25 protein-coding genes are annotated in these 20073 nt (G+C 50.3%); 23 read left to right on the top strand and 2 right to left on the bottom strand.

Annotation, left to right across the window (positions count from 1 at the left end; genetic code table 11):
• The first annotated feature begins 12 nt into the window (after window positions 1–12).
• The 12 genes from AC1931_RS14100 to AC1931_RS14155 all read left to right on the top strand — a co-directional run bounded on the left by AC1931_RS14100 (window position 13) and on the right by AC1931_RS14155 (window position 11302).
• Window positions 13–1098 (top strand): polysaccharide biosynthesis/export family protein, encoded by a 1086-nt coding sequence (locus AC1931_RS14100; protein ID WP_483877923.1) that lies wholly within the window; start codon window positions 13–15, stop codon window positions 1096–1098.
• 113 nt (window positions 1099–1211) lie between these two features.
• A complete protein-coding gene (locus AC1931_RS14105; protein ID WP_483877924.1) occupies window positions 1212–3548 on the top strand; it encodes a GumC family protein in 2337 nt (778 codons plus the stop codon).
• An 80-nt stretch (window positions 3549–3628) separates the two neighbouring features.
• Window positions 3629–4360, top strand: coding sequence for a tyrosine-protein phosphatase (locus AC1931_RS14110; RefSeq protein ID WP_483877925.1), 732 nt, complete (start codon window positions 3629–3631; stop codon window positions 4358–4360).
• 59 nt (window positions 4361–4419) lie between these two features.
• Entirely contained in the window at window positions 4420–5847 is a 1428-nt protein-coding gene (locus tag AC1931_RS14115; RefSeq protein ID WP_483877926.1) for a hypothetical protein, read from the top strand.
• An 85-nt stretch (window positions 5848–5932) separates the two neighbouring features.
• Window positions 5933–6211, top strand: coding sequence for a hypothetical protein (locus AC1931_RS14120; RefSeq protein WP_483877927.1), 279 nt, complete (start codon window positions 5933–5935; stop codon window positions 6209–6211).
• Window positions 6212–6247: 36 nt separating this feature from the next.
• Window positions 6248–6553: a hypothetical protein gene (locus AC1931_RS14125; RefSeq protein ID WP_483877928.1), complete on the top strand. Its 306-nt coding sequence runs from the start codon at window positions 6248–6250 to the stop codon at window positions 6551–6553.
• Window positions 6537–6908 (top strand): hypothetical protein, encoded by a 372-nt coding sequence (locus AC1931_RS14130; protein WP_483877929.1) that lies wholly within the window; start codon window positions 6537–6539, stop codon window positions 6906–6908. Before AC1931_RS14125 ends, AC1931_RS14130 begins: the two co-directional genes overlap by 17 nt.
• Before the next feature lie 26 nt (window positions 6909–6934).
• Window positions 6935–7153 carry an NrdR family transcriptional regulator gene (locus AC1931_RS14135; protein WP_483877930.1) on the top strand — a complete coding sequence of 73 codons (219 nt, stop codon included), beginning with the start codon at window positions 6935–6937 and terminating at the stop codon, window positions 7151–7153.
• Between the two features lie 17 nt (window positions 7154–7170).
• On the top strand, window positions 7171–7533 hold the full coding sequence (locus AC1931_RS14140) for a glycosyltransferase (RefSeq protein ID WP_483877931.1): 363 nt from the start codon (window positions 7171–7173) through the stop codon (window positions 7531–7533).
• 455 nt (window positions 7534–7988) lie between these two features.
• The gene (locus AC1931_RS14145; RefSeq protein WP_483877932.1) at window positions 7989–8966 is read left to right on the top strand and encodes a Gfo/Idh/MocA family oxidoreductase; all 978 of its coding nucleotides are present in this window, start codon (window positions 7989–7991) and stop codon (window positions 8964–8966) included.
• Window positions 8959–9618, top strand: coding sequence for an acyltransferase (locus AC1931_RS14150; protein WP_483877933.1), 660 nt, complete (start codon window positions 8959–8961; stop codon window positions 9616–9618). The genes AC1931_RS14145 and AC1931_RS14150 overlap by 8 nt, the downstream gene beginning before the upstream one ends.
• 586 nt (window positions 9619–10204) lie before the next feature.
• Window positions 10205–11302, top strand: a complete 1098-nt coding sequence (locus tag AC1931_RS14155; protein WP_483877934.1) for a DegT/DnrJ/EryC1/StrS family aminotransferase — start codon at window positions 10205–10207, stop codon at window positions 11300–11302.
• Window positions 11303–11651: 349 nt separating this feature from the next.
• On the opposite strand, the gene AC1931_RS14160 is transcribed toward AC1931_RS14155, so the two are convergent.
• Together AC1931_RS14160 and AC1931_RS14165 are read right to left on the bottom strand one after the other, a co-directional pair.
• Complete coding sequence (locus tag AC1931_RS14160; RefSeq protein ID WP_483877935.1) at window positions 11652–11930, bottom strand: addiction module antidote protein; 279 nt, start codon at window positions 11928–11930, stop codon at window positions 11652–11654.
• Window positions 11930–12370 (bottom strand): type II toxin-antitoxin system RelE/ParE family toxin, encoded by a 441-nt coding sequence (locus tag AC1931_RS14165; RefSeq protein WP_483877936.1) that lies wholly within the window; start codon window positions 12368–12370, stop codon window positions 11930–11932. Before AC1931_RS14165 ends, AC1931_RS14160 begins: the two co-directional genes overlap by 1 nt.
• A gap of 227 nt (window positions 12371–12597) precedes the next feature.
• On the opposite strand from AC1931_RS14165, the gene AC1931_RS14170 reads away from it, so the two are divergent.
• The 11 genes from AC1931_RS14170 to AC1931_RS14220 all read left to right on the top strand — a co-directional run bounded on the left by AC1931_RS14170 (window position 12598) and on the right by AC1931_RS14220 (window position 19974).
• Window positions 12598–12864 (top strand): ribbon-helix-helix domain-containing protein, encoded by a 267-nt coding sequence (locus AC1931_RS14170; RefSeq protein ID WP_483877937.1) that lies wholly within the window; start codon window positions 12598–12600, stop codon window positions 12862–12864.
• Window positions 12851–13132, top strand: coding sequence for a type II toxin-antitoxin system RelE/ParE family toxin (locus AC1931_RS14175; RefSeq protein ID WP_483877938.1), 282 nt, complete (start codon window positions 12851–12853; stop codon window positions 13130–13132). The genes AC1931_RS14170 and AC1931_RS14175 overlap by 14 nt, the downstream gene beginning before the upstream one ends.
• A 357-nt stretch (window positions 13133–13489) precedes the next feature.
• Window positions 13490–13732 carry a type II toxin-antitoxin system ParD family antitoxin gene (locus tag AC1931_RS14180; protein ID WP_483877939.1) on the top strand — a complete coding sequence of 81 codons (243 nt, stop codon included), beginning with the start codon at window positions 13490–13492 and terminating at the stop codon, window positions 13730–13732.
• On the top strand, window positions 13725–14018 hold the full coding sequence (locus AC1931_RS14185) for a type II toxin-antitoxin system RelE/ParE family toxin (protein WP_483877940.1): 294 nt from the start codon (window positions 13725–13727) through the stop codon (window positions 14016–14018). The genes AC1931_RS14180 and AC1931_RS14185 overlap by 8 nt, the downstream gene beginning before the upstream one ends.
• A gap of 533 nt (window positions 14019–14551) precedes the next feature.
• Entirely contained in the window at window positions 14552–14806 is a 255-nt protein-coding gene (locus tag AC1931_RS14190; RefSeq protein ID WP_483877941.1) for a hypothetical protein, read from the top strand.
• Complete coding sequence (locus AC1931_RS14195) at window positions 14803–15114, top strand: type II toxin-antitoxin system RelE/ParE family toxin (protein WP_483877942.1); 312 nt, start codon at window positions 14803–14805, stop codon at window positions 15112–15114. The genes AC1931_RS14190 and AC1931_RS14195 overlap by 4 nt, the downstream gene beginning before the upstream one ends.
• Window positions 15115–15960: 846 nt before the next feature.
• Window positions 15961–16149 (top strand): hypothetical protein, encoded by a 189-nt coding sequence (locus AC1931_RS14200; RefSeq protein WP_483877943.1) that lies wholly within the window; start codon window positions 15961–15963, stop codon window positions 16147–16149.
• Between the two features lie 45 nt (window positions 16150–16194).
• Window positions 16195–17091 carry a ComEC/Rec2 family competence protein gene (locus AC1931_RS14205; protein WP_483877944.1) on the top strand — a complete coding sequence of 299 codons (897 nt, stop codon included), beginning with the start codon at window positions 16195–16197 and terminating at the stop codon, window positions 17089–17091.
• Between the two features lie 23 nt (window positions 17092–17114).
• Complete coding sequence (locus AC1931_RS14210) at window positions 17115–17876, top strand: hypothetical protein (protein ID WP_483877945.1); 762 nt, start codon at window positions 17115–17117, stop codon at window positions 17874–17876.
• A 140-nt stretch (window positions 17877–18016) separates the two neighbouring features.
• Window positions 18017–19297: a lipopolysaccharide biosynthesis protein gene (locus tag AC1931_RS14215; protein WP_483877946.1), complete on the top strand. Its 1281-nt coding sequence runs from the start codon at window positions 18017–18019 to the stop codon at window positions 19295–19297.
• A complete protein-coding gene (locus tag AC1931_RS14220) occupies window positions 19297–19974 on the top strand; it encodes a class I SAM-dependent methyltransferase (protein WP_483877947.1) in 678 nt (225 codons plus the stop codon). Before AC1931_RS14215 ends, AC1931_RS14220 begins: the two co-directional genes overlap by 1 nt.
• Window positions 19975–20073: the final 99 nt, after the last annotated feature.

Below are 20073 nucleotides of genomic sequence, written 5' to 3' on the forward strand. Positions count from 1 at the left end.
GGGAATGAGTAAATGAACAACATTTTCCGTAGTGTGCTGTTAACCATGATCAGTGCCATGTTGGTGGGTTGTATCAGTTATGCCGAGCTGGTCGGGGCGCCTGAAGAGCGCTTGCTGACCAGCGCCGTGGTGGAACGCTTATTGGTCACGGTGGCAACGGAAGATCAGCATGCCGTACCCCAAACGCGGTTACCCCTTCAGCGTCAGGCAGAACCACACAATTACCGTATCGATCATGGCGACGTGCTGCTGGTCAATGTCGCTGGCCGTTCCGAATTGAGCAGCCCCGGTGCCGTTGCCGGCACTTCTGCCGGACGTGCCACCGGCAGCCGTATTGACGGCGATGGGTATCTGCGCCTACCGCTGATCGGCCGGGTTCATGTCGCCGGCAACACCACGACCAGAATCGAGGAGATGCTGGTAGAGCAATTCTCCCGTTATCTGGTCGATCCCTGGGTCATCGTTGAAATCGCCGAGCACCGCAGCCAGCCCTTGTATTTACTCGGGCAGTTTCGCAACCCGGGCACCCATTATCTCGATCGCCCGCACAACCTGCTGGCCGGTATTTCGCTGGGCGGAGGAACCCTTGACAGTGCCAATCTGCGCAGTGCCCGGCTGATCAGAAACAACCAGACCCAGCCGGTCGACATTTATCGTCTGCTGCAGGAAGGAGCCCTGGATCAGAATATTCAACTGCAGGGGGGGGACACCATCTTCGTGCCTGACGATAAAAACCAGAATGTCTTCGTCTTTGGTGCAGTCAGTCGTTCCGGGGCGGTGGCCATGCCGAGCGGGCGCCTGAACATTTCCCAGGCCCTGGCGGCGGCCGGAATCTTTGAAACCCGCGGTCAGGTCGGCAAAATCCGGATCATTCGCTCATTGTCACCAACCCGCGGTGAACTCATCACGGTCGACCACCATTTGATTCTCAGTGGTCGGGCTCTGCCCTTCGAGCTGGTGGAAGGGGATATTATCTACGTACCGCGCAGCGCCGTTGGCAGCTGGAACCAGGCCATTCAGGACCTGCTGCCCTCATTGCAGATGGTCAGCGCTATCCTCCAGCCCTTTGTCTCCATCAAATATCTGCGCGACAATTAATCCATCCGTATCCGCATACCACCGTCGAACCTGTCAATCCTGACCCAACACGGCAGCGCGCAGTCACGCCGACAGGTCACGTTTGACGGCTGAACCCAGGGAAAACCTCACCTATGACGCTCAATCATCACAGAGACACCAATAACTCCGCAGCTGCAGAACCGCCGAACGCGACCGACATGGAAGAGATTCACCTGTCCGATTATCTGTTTGTACTGCGTCGACGCTACAAAATCCTGGTGAGTTGTTTTGTCGTAATCGTCGGCGCTGTCGCAGCCTATACGTTTCTGGCGACACCGATATACCAGGCGGACGCGACATTGTACGTCCGCAGTGAAAAAGCCAAGGTCGACCTGCTCGGAGACCTGGGTTTGGGCTCCACCAGCCCGATCGAATCGGAAATTGAAATTATCAAGTCCCGCACGATTGCCGAGGAAGTTGTCAGGCGACTGAAGCTGATCTGGCATGTTCAGCGCAACAGCCTGCCGGTTGAGGTAAATATCGTTGAATTTGTTTCCGGCGCACAAGAGCCGGTCTATCAATTGACCCTGCTGGATGATAACCGCTACCTGATCGACCACAAAAGCTTCTCTCGCCCGGTCGAAGGGGTTGTCGGCGACCTGGTGCGGACAGAAAGCCTGAGGCTGCTCATCAGTGAATTCTCCGGTCAGCCAGGCAGCATCCTGCGTCTGGCCCTGATTCCCGAGCATGCTGCCGTCGACCAGATCAGAAGCAACCTCACGGTGTCCCAGCGCGGGCGTAATACCAATATTATCGACTTGTCCTCTCGGGATTCCGATCGTCATCGCGTCGAAGAGATTGTCAACACCATTGCCCAGGTTTTTCTGGAGCGAACCGTCAGCCGAAAATCGCAAGAAGCCGGCAAATCCCTCGATTTTATCTCCCGCCAGCTTGACAATATTCGTGATGACCTCAATCGCGCCGAAGAGCAGCTCGCCTTTTACCAGAGTGAATCGGGACTGCTTGAGCTTGATTCAGGCGTCAGCCTCGCCATTGACCGCCTGGCTGAGATCGAAAAAAATCTTGCCGCTGTTCAGGTTCGGCGCAGTCAGTTGAATGTGGCCATCGAATCGGTCGAGAACGCCATCAACCGCAACGAAAACTATGTACCGGCCTTGCTGCTCACAGAACCACGGGTGGCCCAGCTTGCCGGCCGACTGGCCGAACTGGAGCTGCAAAAGCAAGCCCTTTCCCTGGAATTTACCGGCGAGCATCGCGCCCTGATCAGCATCAGCGGCGGTATTGCCGATACCCAGAAGCAACTGCTGGCGACCTACCGGGGACTGTTGACCGATCTGTATCAGCAGGAAAACAACCTCAACCAGCAATTGCAGCAGTACGAACAAAGCTTCAAAGAGTTGCCGGACGCCCAGCGCCGCCTGGCCCAGTTATCCCGTCAGGCCAAGGTCAACGCCGATATCTACATCTTTCTGCTCCAGAAGCATGAAGAAGCACGCATTATTCAGGCTTCCACCATCAGCCATATCGATATCATCGATCCGGCGATCACGCCTCGCTTGCCAGTGAAGCCCCAGAAAAGGAAAAACCTGCTGCTGGGGATCATCGTTGGCCTGATGGCCGGGGTCGGCGCCGCATTTTTTCGTGAATATATGGACGACAGTCTCAAGGACCCCGAACAGATCAAACGTCTGCTTGGTGCCCAGCTGCTCGTCACCATCCCGTTTATGGGGACATCCAGTGAGCGGCGAAAAAAGAACAACGCGCCTGCCCGGATGCTCATTACCAATGACAAGGTCAAGCGTACAGCATCGGAAGCCTTTCGCATGCTGCGTACCGCGATTCATCTCTCCCCGGCCGCCATCGATAAAAAAGTGATCATGGTCACCAGCGCCCTGATGGATGAAGGCAAGAGTACCATCTCAGCCAATCTGGCCCTGGTGCTGAGCCAGGCCGGAAAAAGAGTGCTGTTGCTGGGTTGCGATTTGCGCAAGCCCTCGCTCCATCACTTTTTCGGAGGCAGACGTTCAGACGGCTTGTCCGAGTTGTTGCTGGGGGATGTCACCCTCGATGTGGCGGTTTCAGCAACCGACTTTCCTCGGCTTGAATATATGACCTCCGGAATGAAGGTTCCGAACCCGGCAGAACTGTTGGAAACGCACCAGATGACAGATCTGCTGGCGCGATTAAGCGAACGTTACGACCATATTGTTCTCGATGCTCCGCCATTAATGCTGGTAACCGATGCCCTTATTCTCAGTCGCCTGTCACACCTCAACATCATCGTTTATGAGGTCGGACGCATGGGACGCAAGGCAACCACAGCGCTGAAAGACCTGCTCCAGAGTCTGCCGACGCCGGTTGCCGGAATCGTCCTGAACGATAAGCAGTCACGCGGTGCCGGCTACTACGGTGGCTACTACGGTGGCTACTATGGTGATGACGACGATTCGGCAGTGCGAAAGCGCTGACCATGATCACAGGCCCTGGGGTCACTGACGCCAGGATAAACCGGAGAACTGTTTGTTCCGACAAAAGAAGGATTTTCACGATGATCGATTATCATTGTCATCTTTTGCCTGGCCTGGATGACGGCAGCCGGTCGATCCATGAATCAGTATTCATGGCCAAAGAACTGGTGGCAGCCGGTTTTTGTACGGTCTACTGTTCGCCCCATCTTATTCGCGGGATCTATGACACCAGCAGGCAACAGCTCGAAAGCTCACTGGCCGCCCTGCAGGATCTGTTGGATAAAGAGGGAATCTGTCTGCGGTTGAAGGCGGGTATGGAGTATTATGCCGACGAATTCCTGGAGGAATATCTCACCACGGCTGTCCCGCTCGAAGGAACTGACCTGCTGCTGTTCGAGATACCCTTCCCCTGTCATTCGGCGAAGATCATTCTGGATGCGATACGACACATAAAAAACAAGGGATTGACGCCCCTGCTGGCCCATCCCGAACGCTGTGTCGCTCTGCCACCCGACTGGACACCCGGTTTGTTCAAGCGATCCATCCATCATCTGCGCACTGATCAATTAATGGTTTCCCATCTCTATGATCAGATCAGCCTGGCCGATCTGATCGATTGCGGCTGCAAGCTGCAGGGAAATATCGGCAGTTTCGCCGGTATTTATGGAAAAACCGCACAGCGGGTTGCCACGGCTATCGCTGATCAGGGGCTGTACTTCTGCTTCGGCAGCGATGGCCACCGCATCGACCAGCTCAGCCGCTTGCTTCAGTGGCTACCGCAGGTTCTGACATATCTTAAACAAGATCCCTGATCGATTGAGTGGGCTGGAAGATTTCTGCTTCATGTTGTCTATTCATAAAGGAGTGTGACATGCGTAACCTAATGATATTTTTTATGATTGTCATCCTTGTTGCCGGCACCAGCGGCTGTGGCAGCAGCAGTAAACGCAAATCGCCGGTCGACATAGACCCCGTCGCCGGACGCATCATCCAGGGTCCTGTGGATGGGGCCATTGTTTTTGCTGATAAAAGTGCCAACCGGTTACGTGATGACGATGAAGTCTGGACCGAGAGCGATCGTTTCGGCAATTTCAGTCTGGCTGTTCCTGCCGATTATGGCCCTTTCCAGCTGGTCAGTCTTGGAGGAACCGATACCCTGACCGGCAAGCCTGCCTTGCCCATGATGGCACCATCCCGAAGCACCACCGGAAATACCAATATCACGCCGATAACCACCATCGTCGCATTAGCACCGGTCGCGGAACAAGAGTCGGTCAGGTCCAAACTGGAAGGACTGATCGGCACATCCTTCGATGTGGATCATGCCGCCACCGAAGGGGTCTCCCCCCAAGTCCTGGCAACCGTCAAAGCGATAGAACAGAATCTCACTGTCGTCCGGGACACCTTTGGTGTCACCAGTTCAACAGATCAATTCAGGGTCATGTCAACCATCGCCACTGAAATAGCCAAGCCTTCAGTCACCCTTGACGAGGGCACCGCTGCCCTGAAAACCGTCCTTCCCGCCGCCATCTTGCAGGCACCACAGGTAGTGGAAAAGGTTGAAGATAAAGACATCGCTGCCATTCAGGAGATTCTTACCAGTGTCACAGATAGCGTTGTAGCTAAGGTAATCGAAGCACCTACAAACGAGGCCGGCATGGTGGTCGAGGATGAAACTTTAAGCACCGCGGTGGAACAAGAACAGCAGGAGATCCTGGAGGAGCATAAAGACACCATTGTTGATGCAGTGAAAACCGTGCGTTTGTCCTTGGAGCCGATGGTGGTGTGGCAAGGGAATTCCGATGTAACTGAAGTTGCAGGCAGGGTTACCGTGACCGCAGCTGAAGTGACCCGGGTTGACCTGGAGGTGGTTGTGTTCAACAACACCGGTGAGGAGAAAAGCTACCTTGACGAGCAACTCGAACTGGTGATTCGCGATCGTGTTTCCGATCGTTCCGCCCGCTTCAAGGTCTCCGCTGTCGACGTGACCGTCTACGCCGATAAGAGGGTATCTATTGATTTTAGCGAGGCACGCCTCGATGTCACCGCGACCAATTCACAAGGCAATGAAATTTCGACCCAAAGTGTGACCAATGACGGTGGTGGTTTGAGCGACCTGGTTACGTTTGATGAAACGAATAATCAAGTGCGGTTTTTTGTGGAGAATATTCAACAGAAACTGGCTGATCGCGTCGCCGATGATTTTGCCAATATCACCCTGGTGGGAGAGTATACGCTGACCCTGACCGCCGATCAGGTCCCGCTGCTTCCCCGAAGTGTCGAGGTTGTTGCCAACTGATCTGTTTTACCGCCTTCGGGACTGACGTCGTCAGGGCTTGCCCCTGACTCTTTGATGATTGTGCCTCTGGCTCATGGAGACGTTCTTGAACAGAATATTCTGCCCCCATTGTGACCGCATCACCCTCATGACAACGGTGGAACCTTCTATCCAGGCGGAGAATCAACAGCGGATTTTTGTCCAGCAACGCCGGCGCTGCCAGCGCTGCGGGCGCAGCTATCATACCATCGAAGTTCACGCCGACATGGTGCACCAATGTGATCAACTGCAGACCTTCAACCGTCTGGTCTATCAGTCTGAACTCTGTGGTGAAGAGCAAGCCAAAGACCTCCTCCGTGAGCGTCTTCAGCGGATGAAATCCTAGGCAGTATATCTGCTTGCGCCTGAAAGCGGTAACCCCATGCTCACCGTTCTGTATTGTCCTCACTGTCGCAAACGAAGCCTGATGGAGACCGTCGCGGTTAACGGTCAGGCCGAGCAGCAGAAACGCCCGTTTTTCGAGCGGACCTATGTCTGCCGATCATGTATGCGCAAACTCAATACCATTGAAATCGCCGCCGATGAGTATGTCGCGTGCGACGATCTGAATCGACGCATGGATCAGTACGCTCAAGCCATGCCGCAAACAACCAGGTCCCTGTCGGCCGATTCAACGGTCGCCAGTGGCATCGATACACCGGGAAAATCCGATGATTCTGCGCATTGATCAAATGGCATTTGATGGTCCGTATCTGGATCCGGAAGAGCTGATGGATATCGAAGGGGTCTATGTGGTTTTTTGCTATTTGCAGGGCAGGATCCATCGGTTGACCAGCGGAGGATCGACACTGGTTAAAACCGCCTGTCGAGAAATTCTGCAGAATTGTAGTGAACATGGGGAGTGCCGGGAGGGGGGAGTGCCCATCCTTCTTGTGCGCTACATGGCGGGCAGCAGCAAGCTCGAACGGATGGATGTTTTGACAGCGGTAAGGAAAAAACTCACCAGCGCCAATGTCGGTCGGAAACCCTGTCTCGCTCTGGAGCAGACAAAGGATCACCGGATGTCAACAAACGCTGAATAAATACAGCAGGCAGTGGAGGCTGAAATATGGGGTTGGCCTATTGTAGCAACTGCGGTCAGACAACAACCACCAGGGTTCTTGAGACCCGTACCGTGCGGGAGCAGGAAAACGCCCTGGTCAAGCGCACAAGGCAGTGCACCCACTGCAATGCTCGCTTCCTGACCTACGAAATACCCGAAGAAGAATACAGCAAAGTCAACAAGGTCCTGAGCCTGCTCTCCTGTATCCGTAACGAAACGGCGTAACGACGCAGAGGCGCACTATGAATTACAACTCCCATGTCAGTGTTATTGTTCCGGTATTGAATCAGGAAAATAATGTCGAGCAGATTCTCACCAGGGTAAAGGATCAGACCAGAGCCCCGCTCAAGCTCTTTGTTGCTGATCTGGGATCGAGTGATGAGACGGTGGCAGTGGTCCTGGAATGGTTTCGGAACCATCAGCATCAGCAACTCCAGTGTGTCTTGACCTGCAAGCTGAACGGTTCAGACAAGGATCCCTGCCAGGTTGCGCTCAAACACAGTGCCGGGACCTCCACCTACCAGTTAAAGCAGGGCGAAATCCCGGATCCGGATGAGATTAACAGGTTCATCCAAAACGCAGAACGACAGTTTTCAAGGTGTTAAGCCCAGGACCCATTGTTATCAGAAACAACCATCTCACACAGAGCCACCAAGCCACCAAGACCACCAGGAAAGACGAATCCTGTAGTCCACGGAAAACACGGAAAAACACGGAAAAAACCATCTCTCACAAAGCCACGAAGAGCACAAAGAAAATCTGATTTTGGGGTTAACCCTTAAAAACCGGTTATTAGCATTTGCTTCAGTGTCCGCTTCTGTCCGTGTGGGTCTGTGGCAAAAAAAGGTGGTTGCCTTGCCTTTGACCTTGACCCTGCCGCGTATGTTTGAAGGTTTTCACCGCGACAAAGGGCCCTGGTTTTGATCCGTTTCTATCCGCGTTCATCAGTGTTCATCTGTGGCTAAATAGATCGTTTTTCAGCTTCTGCCTATATCTGCTTCTGTCCGCCTGCGTCTGTGGCCAACAGATGATATTTCATTCACCAATCACGAGAAACACAATGAATCTGAAAAAAAACTTCGCCCTCATCGGGGCCGCCGGGTATATTGCGCCGCGCCATTTAAAAGCCATCCGTGATACCGGTAACCGCCTGGTAGCAGCGGTTGACAAGTCCGACTCGGTCGGTATTCTCGACAGCTTTTCCCGTGACGTCGCTTTTTTTACCGAGTTTGAGCGTTTTGACCGCCATGTCGAAAAGCTTCGGCGGCAGGAACCGGAAAGCCGCATCGACTATGTCAGCATCTGTTCCCCCAACTACCTGCACGATGCCCACATCCGCTTCGCCCTGCGAATCGGTGCCGATGCCATCTGCGAAAAACCCCTGGTGCTCAATCCCTGGAACCTCGACGCCCTGGCGGAAATGGAGCGCGAAAGTGGCCGGAAGGTCTACAACATCCTTCAGCTGCGCCTGCATCCATCCATCATTGCTTTGCGCGACAAGGTCGCCGCCACTCCGGCTGGAACCAGGTACAACGTCGATTTGAGCTACATCACCTCACGCGGACGCTGGTATTTCACCTCCTGGAAGGGCGATGAACAAAAGTCGGGTGGAATAGCCACCAATATCGGCGTGCATTTTTTTGACATGCTGCTGTGGATTTTTGGCCCGGTCCGTGATTCCCGGGTCACCCTGCTTGAACCGGGAGCCATGGCCGGAGAGCTCGAACTGGAGAGGGCCGACATCACGTGGTTTCTCTCGGTGGACGCCCATGATCTGCCCCTGATGGCCGTGCAGAAGGGGCAAAGCACCTTCCGCTCAATCAAGGTTGACGGCGTGGAATGTGAATTTTCCGACGGTTTTACCGACCTGCATACCCGGGTTTACGAGCAGATTCTTGTCGGCCAGGGGTTCGGGATCGAAGAGGCCCGCCCCTCCATCGAACTGGTCCACCAACTCAGACAGGCCGTCCCGACGCCAACAACCGGCGGGCGGCGTCTCTCCAACCTCTTTCCCCTTAAAGGCTCATATCATGGGTGATTTTTTCGTTCATCAATCCACCTACATCGATGATAACGTCACCATCGGCAACGGCACCAAAATCTGGCACTTCTGTCATGTTTTGCCCGAAACCCGTATCGGCAGAAACTGCTCCTTCGGACAGAACTGCGTCATCGGGCCACGGGTCACCATCGGTAACAACGTCAAGGTGCAGAACAATATCTCCATCTACGAAGGGGTGGAGATCGAGGACGATGTCTTTCTTGGCCCCTCCTGCGTCCTGACCAACGTTACCAATCCCCGCTCCCAGGTACAGCGCAAAGCCCTGTATGAAAAAACCCTGCTGCGGCGCGGGTCCAGTATCGGAGCCAACGCCACCATCGTCTGCGGTATCACCATTGGTCGCTACGCCTTTATCGGCGCCGGAGCGGTGGTGCACAACGATGTTCCCGACTACGCCCTGATGCTCGGTGTTCCCGCCCGGCAAAAGGGGTGGATGAGCCGCCACGGTCATGTACTTAAAAATCCTGACGACCAGGGAGTGATGGTCTGTCCGGAAAGCGGATTGCGCTATCGTCAGAGTTACGAATGTACCCTGCGTTGCCTCGACCTCGATGAAGACTGCCCCCTGCCGGCCAAATTCGCAACCGGTACCGTCACGTATGATGCACTGAAAAAGGCTTGTTTTTAGCAGGCTTAAAACAGAATGCAGAATGTAGAATATAGAATATGAACCATTCTGAATGCTGACTCCTGAATTCTGAATTCTGTTTCATCATCTCAAGCCCTTTGTTTTCGGCCACCAAGTCACCAAGGCCACCAAGAAAGATTTTAAGGTTTAACCCCAAAAACAGATTTTGCCTTGCCTTTGACCTTGACCCAACCGTGAGAGATTTCAAGGTGTTACCGTGATCAAAAAGATTTTAAGGCTTTAAGGACTTTCAACACGGTAAAGTCAAATGCAAAGATGACACGGTAAAGTCAACGGCAAAAGCGATGAATTTAAGGGTGTCACCGCGACAAAAAGCCAACAGCAGGTTTGACCCCATTGTTTTCGGCCACCAAGTCACCAAGGCCACCAAGAAAGATTTTAAGGTTTAAACACAAAAAACAGTTTTAGCCTTGCCTTTATCTGCGTTCATCAGCGTTCATCAGCGGCTAAATACATAGTTTTTCAGCTTCTGCCCCTGTCTGCAGTTGTCCGCCTGTGTCTGTGGCCAACAGATGATCTGTGCCCATCTGCGGCATAAATATTCATTAGATAACAAGGTCCCCCCATGCAATTTATCGATCTGAAAGCCCAGCAGGCGCGCCTGCGTCCGAAGATTGAAGCTCGCATTCAGGCGGTTCTCGACCATGGTCAGTACATCATGGGGCCGGAAGTGGCCGAACTGGAAGACTCTCTGTCCGCCTGTACGGGAGCCAAACACTGCATCACCGTTGCCAGCGGCACCGAGGCTCTGCTGATCAGTCTTATGGCTTTGGGGATTCAACCCGGTGATGAAGTCATCACCACGCCGTTCACCTTTGTCGCCACCGCCGAAATCATTGTCCGGCTGGGTGCCACCCCGGTGTTTATCGATGTTGAACCCGACACCGGCAATATCGATACACGTCAAATCGAAGCGGCCATCACCGACAAAACCACCGCCATCATCCCGGTCAGTCTCTATGGGCAACCCGCCGATATGGATGAGATCAACGCCATTGCTGCCCGTAACGGGGGGATTCCCGTCATAGAAGATGCCGCCCAGAGTTTCGGTGCTCTTTATAAGGGCGTTCCCAGTTGCAATCTCAGCACCATCGGCTGCACCAGCTTTTTCCCCAGTAAACCGTTGGGTTGTTACGGCGATGGTGGTGCGATCTTCACAAATGACAGTGGTCTTGCCCAGGCTTGTCGGGAGATCAGGGTACATGGCCAAAGCCGGCGCTACGTTCATACCCGCATCGGGGTCGGTGGTCGCATGGATACCCTGCAATGCGCTGTGGTGCTGGCCAAACTGGAGCAGTTTGAGTGGGAGGTGGAGCAGCGTCTGCTACTGGGGGCACATTACGATGAGTTGATGGATGCCATGGGGATCAAGCGGGTTCAGCAGCGTCTTGATCGCACCAGTGTGTATGCCCAATATACCGTGATGGTAAACAAGCGTGATGTCGTCCAGACCCGACTCAAAGAGGCCGGCATCCCGACGGCCGTGCATTATCCGATCCCGCTGAATCAACAACCGGCCTACCTGGGGTGCTGCAAAAGGGGGCCAACCCCGGTTGCGGCAGAACTCGCAGGGCAGGTCATGAGCCTGCCCATGGGAGCGGATCTGACCAACGAACAACAGCAGTGGATCGTTCAACAGTTGTATCAGGCCTCTGAATTCTGACAAGGGGAGTCATTGTAGCATCCGTCAGTCCACGGAACACACGGAACAACACGGAAAAAACCATCTCACACGAAGTCACGGAGTCACGGAGAAACCCGTTTGAAGGGGTTAACCCTTAAAGACCGGTTATTAGCATTTGATCCATGTCCGCTTCTGTCCGCCTGCGTCCGTGGCAAAAACAGATATTGCCTTGCCTTTGACCTTGACCCTCACCGCGTATGTTTAAAGGTTTTCACCGTGACAAAGGGTCCTGGTTCAGATCCGTTTCTATCCGTGTTCATCAGCGTTCATCTGTGGCTGACTAAAAAGTGTTCCAGCATCTGCCGTTGTCCGCTGTTGTTCTTTTCGGTCAGACCACATGAATTTTACAGCCAACGGCCTCTACCACTTTTTTAATCGTCTCAAACTTCGGGGCGCTACCTGGGGTCAGGGCTTTGTATAAGTTTTGTCGGCTCAAATTGGTTTTACGAGCGATTTCGGTCATTCCCTGCGCTTTGGCAACATCACCAAGGGCGCGCTGGAAGCCGTCAATGCCGTTTTCTTCCAGCATCACCTGAAGGTATTCATGAATCATCTCGGGGCTGTCGAGATATTCACTGGCATCAAATTTCTTGGTTTTAAGAGTCATCATTCCTCCAGTAATTGCCGCGCTTTTTCAATGTCTCTGCTCTGGCTGGACTTATCGCCACCACAGAGCAACAGAACAATGACGTCGTCGCGGATGGTGTAATAAATTCGATAGCCGGGACCAAAAAACAAGCGTGCTTCAAACAGGTTCGTGGCGATGTTTTTGTGATCACTCATATTGCCCTGCTCAAAACGGTAAATGCGAGCAAGGATTCGACTGATCGTGTTTTTGTCTTTGAGTCTCATCAACCATCTGTCGAAGATTTCGGTTGTCTCGATCTGGTATCTCATGGCGAGATTGTCGCACAAAAGAGACACCTGTGCAAGCATTGTTGAACCGTAAAAATCAGCTGGGTCTGCTAATCCTGTTTGCCTTGGGTGATGGGGACTGGCTCCGAAGTTGCCTGTCCCTCTCAGCGGCTTCGTTTTTATCCTGTCCATCCATGTCAATAAAGCTTCTGATCTTCCCTTCTTCGCCTCTTTGCGGCTCGGATCAGGGGGCCTACTTTTGGTGAGTGAGCACAGCGAACGGGCGTGAGACAGGTTTTCAAGGTATTAAGGTAAAAGCCGGCGGCAGATTTTTACGGCTGCCCAACAGCCACTCCTTGTCTGAAGTGTAAAAATGGTGCAAAATAGATGTACATATGCACCAGATAAGGAGGTTTGTTATGCCCCGCCAGAGTGTCAGCCTAACAGAGCCGAATGCCCTATGGATCAAGGCGCAGATAGACAGTAAAGAATACACCGGCGTCAGTGATGCGATAAACGATTTGATCCGTCAGGCACGGCGTAAGGAAAACGAACAGACAGAAAAAATCAGAACCTTGTTGATTGAAGCGGAAAAATCGATAGAAGAGCAGGGGTACAGCACACTTTCGGTTCAGGAGCGTCTGGCCGAATTCAAGAAGAAAGCCGGAGCACGTGACTTGCTATAAGCTTGCACCGGCAGCCGATAAAGATCTTGAACAGATCTGGTTTTTTGGCCTTGAACAATTCGGCGTAGAGCAGGCTGATCATTACTACACTGCGCTGATGGACCATTTTGATACTCTGGCTGAAAAGCCCCTGAGCTATCCTGCCGTTGACCATATACGTGCAGGCTATCGCAGAAGTGTTTTCGGAGCGCATTCTGTTTTTTATAAGGTCCGCAGTGATCACATCGAGATTATGCGTATCATCGGGCAACAGGATTTTAGCGGCTAGAGCTTAAAGCTTTCAACGCGGTAAATTAACATACGCCAGTCCACGGAAAACACGGAAATACACGGAAAAACCATCTCTCACGAAGCCACCAAGTCACCAAGGCCACCAAGAAAGATTTTAAGGTTTAACCCCAAAAACAGATTTTGCCTTGCCTTTGACCTTGACCCTCACCGCGTATGTTTGAAGGTTTTCACCGCGACAAAGGATCCTGGTTTAGATCCGCTTCTGTCCGCCTGGTGTTAATCGACAAATGAATGTCCCGGGAAGTTCCCGCCCCTGTCGGGTGATGTCTACGTTGTTGACACAGTCTCTGATGATGGTAGAATTGTGTGAATAGTTCACACAGGAGGTGCTGTCATGTCAAGAACAACGAGTGTTACGATTGGATCCCAGCTGGACGAGTTTATTCTGACGTTGATCAAGTCCGGGCGCTACGGCTCAACGAGTGAGGTCGTGCGTTCAGCTTTACGGCTGCTCGAACGCCAGGAAAATCAAACGGCAGCTTTGAGAAAAGCGGTCGAAGCGGGAGAACAAAGTGGAGAAAGTGATTTGTCGCTGAGCGATATCGCCGCACAGGTGAAACGGAAACATCTTGTATAGGCTTTCCAGGCTCGCGGCAGAGGATTTTGCTGCCATTTTTGAATATACCCTGCTCAAATTCGGAGCTGACCAGGCCGATGCGTACACAGATGATCTGGAAAGGTGTCTCTGTCTCTTGTCGGATTCTCCACAGCTGGGGCACGCTTGCCCGGATATTGCAGCCGGCCTTCGTCGATTGAATCACCAACGACACGCTATTTTTTACCGGCAACGCAAGTCCGATATTTTTGTTGTCAGAATACTCCACCAGCAGATGGAACCGCTTAAACATTTTCCGGAGTTGTAAAGGTTGTCACCCGCCTGCGCGGGAATGACGGTAAAGAAGTTTTACCATTGCTACAGGGTTTCAAACCAAAGATAAATTTTTTAGCCCTTATCCTTCTTTATCCTGTCCATCCCTGCCAATAAAGCTTTTGATTTGCCCTTATCAGCGTTCATCAGCGTTCATCTGCGGCTAAAAAAAGAAGTCCACGGAAAACACAGTAAAACACGGAAAAAACCATCTCTCACGAAGCCACGAAGAGCACAAAGAAGCCCGGTTGAAGGGGTTAACCCTTAAAAACCGGTTATTCGCATTTGTATCATTGTCTTCTTCGGTCCGCCTGTGTCTGTGGCCAACAGATTGTATTTGCCCTGATCCGCGTCCATCTGTGTTCATCTGCGGCTGAATAAAAAAGTTTTCCAGCTTCTGCCTCTATCCGCTGTTGTCCGTGTGGGTCTGTGGCCAACCGGTGTCAATCGCCTGAGCTCTGAAGGTTTCCACAAAGCAACATTTGTGGTAATGTGGGCCATATACTTTCACATGCCGGAGACAGGGATATGAGCCGACTGACCATCGACATGACCGAACAGCAACATCAAACACTGAAAGCTATGGCAGCACTTGAGGGCAAGACCATCAAGCAGTTTACGCTTGAGCGCCTTTTCGAGACAAAAAAGGTGGATCACAACAGCCTTGACGACATCAGAGCGTTGCTCGCCGAGCGCGTCGCCCAGGCGCAGAGTGGAGAAGTCAGTCAAGGCAGCATCAGCGACATCGCAGAGCAGACCATACGCGCTGATCTTGCAAAATGACGAAACCTTATATACTCACGACTGGTGCGGTTGCCGATCTTCAAAAAATTGCACGCTACACCGAACGCGAATGGGGTACCTCACAGCGTAGGGAATACCTGCTGCAGATCGAGGTTGCTGCAACCGAAATTGCGACAGGGCAGGGAGTTTATCGGGAACGGAATGATCTCTATCCAGGTATTCGTGTACGAAGCGCAGGTCACCACTACATTTTCTGTCTACCACAAACTAACGCACCAGCACTGATTCTGGCCATCCTTCACAAGCGGATGGATCTTGTTGTGAGATTAAAAGAGCGGCTGGACTAGTTTCTGTCCGGAAACCGCCCTTTTTCACCAGCTCGGCGTCAATCTGCGCATCCGCTTGTGCGGCGTAAAGCACTACGCCTCCGCGCAACTGCTTGATTTCCTTGATCCGGCAAAAAATTACAGTTTCCAAACCAGAAACGCACGTCGCGCCATCCGGCCAACAGATTGTACTTGCCCTTATCCGCGTTCATCCGCGTTCATCCGTGGCTGAAAAAGGAAGTCCACGGAAAACACGGAAAACGGTCAAAACCATCTCTCACGAAGCCACGAAGTCACCAAGAAAATCTGATTTTGGGGTTAACCCTTAACTGGTTATTCGCATTTGCTTCATTGTCTGCTTGTGTCCGCCTGCGTCTGTGGCCAATAGATTGTATTTGCCCTTATCAGCGTTCATCTGTGTTCATCTGTGGCTGAATAAAACATTTTCCAGCTTCTGCCTCTGTCTGCCTAGTCTTAATCGACAAATGAACAACGTCCCGGAAGCTTTCCTGAATGGCGCGGCAAAAGTCGAGTCGCTAACCGGTGAATAGTGCATGTTCCTTTATTGGTTTCCTGGACAGCATACGTCGATACGCCGATGACGGATTTGGAAATATACAAAATGAGGAACGGAAATCGATAAAGTTGAGTTGAGGGTTGTGGTTTGGTGCCTGTCCCCCTTGGAGTTTTGTGTCTGTGGCCAACAGATTGTCCTTGCCCTGATCCGCGTTCATCAGCGTTCATCTGCGGTTAAAAAAGTTTTCCAGCTTTTACCTCTGTCACTCTCGGTGTGCTTCGTGCATTGCCGGCTTGAAGATTCAATTCTGAATTCTGAATCCTGTTTCTCCATCCCCCAAAGTGATCATCATGAAAATTCTTGTTACTGGTGGTGCCGGTTTTATCGGCTTGGCGGCTTTGTGGGGGAAGGTAAGTAAGGAGACCCTGACTACTAAGATTTGTCAGGTGAAAATACTGGATACCCGTTTTCAAGGTAATAACCATCGGCACCAGTGGTCACTTTTTTGCGAATATTGCATAAGCCTACGGCAGATTTAATCCTTTTTTCGACGCCTCTACTTCTAACATTCATGGAGGGTACTAATGGCAATTGTAAAGAGCTACGCTGTTGGCGCAGGCGATATGTTTTATATTCGCCATGGAAGTGACAACTTTACCATTATTGACTGCGATCTTAATGACGACAATCGAGACGACATCATCCAAGAGCTTAAGGTTGAGAGCAGGAACAAAGGGATTAGGCGATTTATATGTACTCATCCTGATGAAGATCACTTTGGCGGGATTCACTGGCTTGATGATGCCTTGCAGATCTATAACTTTTATGTTGTAAAGAATCAAGCCCTCAAAAATCAAGTTACGGATTCGTTTAAGAGATATTGTGAACTAAGGGACGGAGAAAAGGCCTTCTACATTCATAAAGGGTGTTCCCGAAAATGGATGAACATTAAGGATGACGAGAGGGGTAGTTCTGGACTTAGTGTGCTGTGGCCTGATACCAGCAATCAACATTTTAAGGAAGCTTTGAGAGCATGCGAGGATGGTGAAAGTTGCAACAACACTTCCGCGGTTATTCGTTACAAACTTTCAGGTGGCGCAAGTTTTTTATGGCTTGGAGATCTTGAGACAGCGTATATGGAGGATATTGTAGATGAAATTAAGCTGGAAAAGACGACTGTTGTTTTTGCTGCACACCATGGCAGGTGTTCAGGAAAAATACCTAATTCTTGGCTTAAAAAACTTGATCCCCAGGTTATCGTTATTGGAGAGGCCCCGTCCCGTCATCTCAATTACTATACCGGATATGAAATATTAACCCAAAATAGAGCGGGGCATATAACGATGGAGTGTGTCGATAATAAGATTCATTTCTATTCATCGAAAAGCGATTACTCGAAAGATTTTCTTGATGATGAAGGGCGTACAAGCTACCCAAACTACTTTGGTAGCCTTACTGTTGAAACTGAATACACTCTGTAATGTAAGAATTGGCTGCCGTAAAAATGAGTGAACTACCGAAATACTTCGATGCATATAGCTTGAACGCTAGGGTAAAACCGGCATTATTTTTAGTCTTTCCAATATTTATCTCTTTGCTTGTTCTCTTTGAGCCTTCGCGAACTTGGACAGGTTCTACAGTAATTTTCCTTGTCGCTTTTGGGGTGATCAATTTCGCTGCAAATCAGATGTCAGCAAAAGGTAATGACCTTCAGGACAAATTGTTCAAAAGCTGGGGTGGAGCCCCGACTACTACCATATTGAGGCACAGCGACAAGACCATCGATAGTGTCACTAAATCACGTTACAAGGAAAAGTTGGCGCAACTTATTCCAAATTTCACCCCCACAACGGCTGAATATGAGAAAGCAAACCCAGAAGAAGCTGACGATCTATACATGTCCGCATCAAATTACCTTAAGGAGTACACCCGAGATACGACAAAATACCCGTTAATATTCAAAGAAAATATCTCATACGGATTTTCTAGAAATTTAAGAGCATTTAAATGCTTAGGAATTTTCATAGTGGTTTCATCTCTGTTTGTGAGCTTGACCGTAATATCTTTTGATACCCCAAATTTTGGCAATATGTCAGTGAAGGCTGATATTCGCCATCTTTCGTTTTCGCATTTTGGGCTTGTGATTATTCATCTAGCGTTGATATGGGCTTGGGCGTTTCTTGTGACGGAAAAGTGGGTAAAAATAAGAGCTTTCGCTTATGCAAAGCGGTTATATTCCGCATGCGAAACAATAACTGTAGATTGACGAAGTTTCTAAATGTCTAAAATAGAAATATCAGTATGATATCAGATGGTTGTCATTGCCCGACTCAAAATCGGAATATTTAAAAACACAGTAATTAGTCCCTATGACGCAGTACTGCGTTTCCATCGAAAGTGCTCAATTTGACATCGTCTATTCACCGCTTAACCAAAAGCAAATTTGCCCGAAACGTTGCCATCGTTGCCAGCGGTACCGCAGCGGCTCAGGCCATCGGCATGGCTTTTGCTCCGGTTATTACCCGCTTATACGGCCCGGAAGCCTTTGGTTTGCTAGGTGTGTTCACTGCTCTGACAGGCGTTTTGGTACCTGTTGCCGCGCTGACGTATCCGATTGCCATTGTCCTGCCGAAAGACGATTCCGATGCGCGGGGCATTGCGCGTTTATCCCTCTACATTGCCGTTGTTGTGTCGACACTCGTAGCCATGGCCCTATACGTCGGCGGAGAGAAATTACTAACCCTGCTGGATTCGCAGTCCATTGCCCCATATGTGATGCTGATCCCCTTGTTTATGCTGTTTGCAGCATGTCAGCAAATTGCCCGTCAGTGGTTGATTCGGAAAAAACAATTCAGCATTACTGCCAGAGTCGCGGTTTTGCAGGCATTTATCATTAACAGTGCAAAGTCGGGTATCGGTTGGTTTAATCCGGTTGGTGCTGTGTTGATTCTGTTGGCCACGGTCGGCCAGGCATTGCATGCCGCAATGTTATGGATAGGGATTCGCAAGAGTCAAAACGATCAAAAAGATAAGAATCGTAAACCGGCAAGCCTGAAGGTATTGGCAAAAAGGCACCGTGATTTTCCTTTCTTTCGTGCACCCCAGGTCATGATCAACGCGATATCACAAAGCCTTCCCGTACTTATGCTTGCCAGCTTCTTTGGGCCTGCGGCTGCGGGTTATTACGCACTTGGTAAAACCGTTATGGGGGTTCCATCCACACTTATCGGCAAATCCGTTGGTGATGTTTTCTATCCACGCATTACAGAAGCAGCTCATAACAAAGAAAATTTATTCCGATTGATCCTTAAAGCAACCCTGGTACTGGCAGGCGTGGGATTTTTGCCATTTGCATTGGTAGTGGCTTTTGGGCCCTGGTTGTTTGCTTTTGTTTTCGGTGCGGAGTGGGTTACCGCTGGGGAGTATGCCAGATGGTTGGCGCTCTTCTTTATGTTTAATTTTATTAACAAGCCAAGTGTTGCAGCTGTTCCGGTGTTGGGAATACAGCATGGATTATTTGTCTATGAATTGTTCAGTACCGGAGCCAAGGCAATCGCTCTGGCGGTTGGATTTCTTTTGTTCAACAGTCAAATCTGGGCTGTAGCTTTGTTTTCTATTTCTGGGTTGATTACTTATACCGCGATGATCATTTGGATAATGTTTCATTCGTTAAAAGGTCATGTCTGATGCATAAGCAGGTTGATAGTTCACACTATAAATTCAGTAAATATATGCATTATCGCCGATGGTTGAGTATGTTTTATCAACTTAGTGAGGTAGTGAATTTAAACCCACAAAATGTTCTGGAAATCGGTCCTGGACCAGGATTATTCAAAGCAACGGCCAGTGCGGTCGGTATTCGTGTAAAAACACTAGATATAGATCCTGATTTAAGTCCTGATTATATAGCTTCAGTCTTCGATATGCCATTTCAAGACAGTTCATTCGACGTAGTTTGTGCATTTCAAATGCTTGAGCACTTACCTTTTGATAAAAGTTTAAATGCTTTTTCCGAAATGGCCCGAGTTGCAAAAAAAAATATAGTGATCTCTTTGCCCGATGCTGCTACACGCTGGCCATATTCTATTCACATCCCAAAAGTTGGTGTTTTTCACTTTTCAATACCGAAGCCGCGAATACGTAAGACAATTCATCGTTTCAATGGAGAGCATTATTGGGAAATCAATAAGTCCGGTTACGAACTTTCTAAAATTATTGAGGGCCTTACCAGCTCGGCTCCTGTTACATTGCTGAAAACATACCGTGTCCCCAAAATCCATATCATCGTTTTTTTATTTTTCGCCGTTAATTCACATCCCCGATCGCATTATAAACATAAGAAAACAATAGTAAGAAAACAATAGTAAGAAAACAATAGTAAGAAAACAATAGTAAGAAAACAATAGTAAGAAAACAATAGTAAGAAAACAATAGTAAGAAAACAATAGTAAGAAAACAATAGT

The organism is Pelovirga sp. C15f, assembly GCF_057178085.1.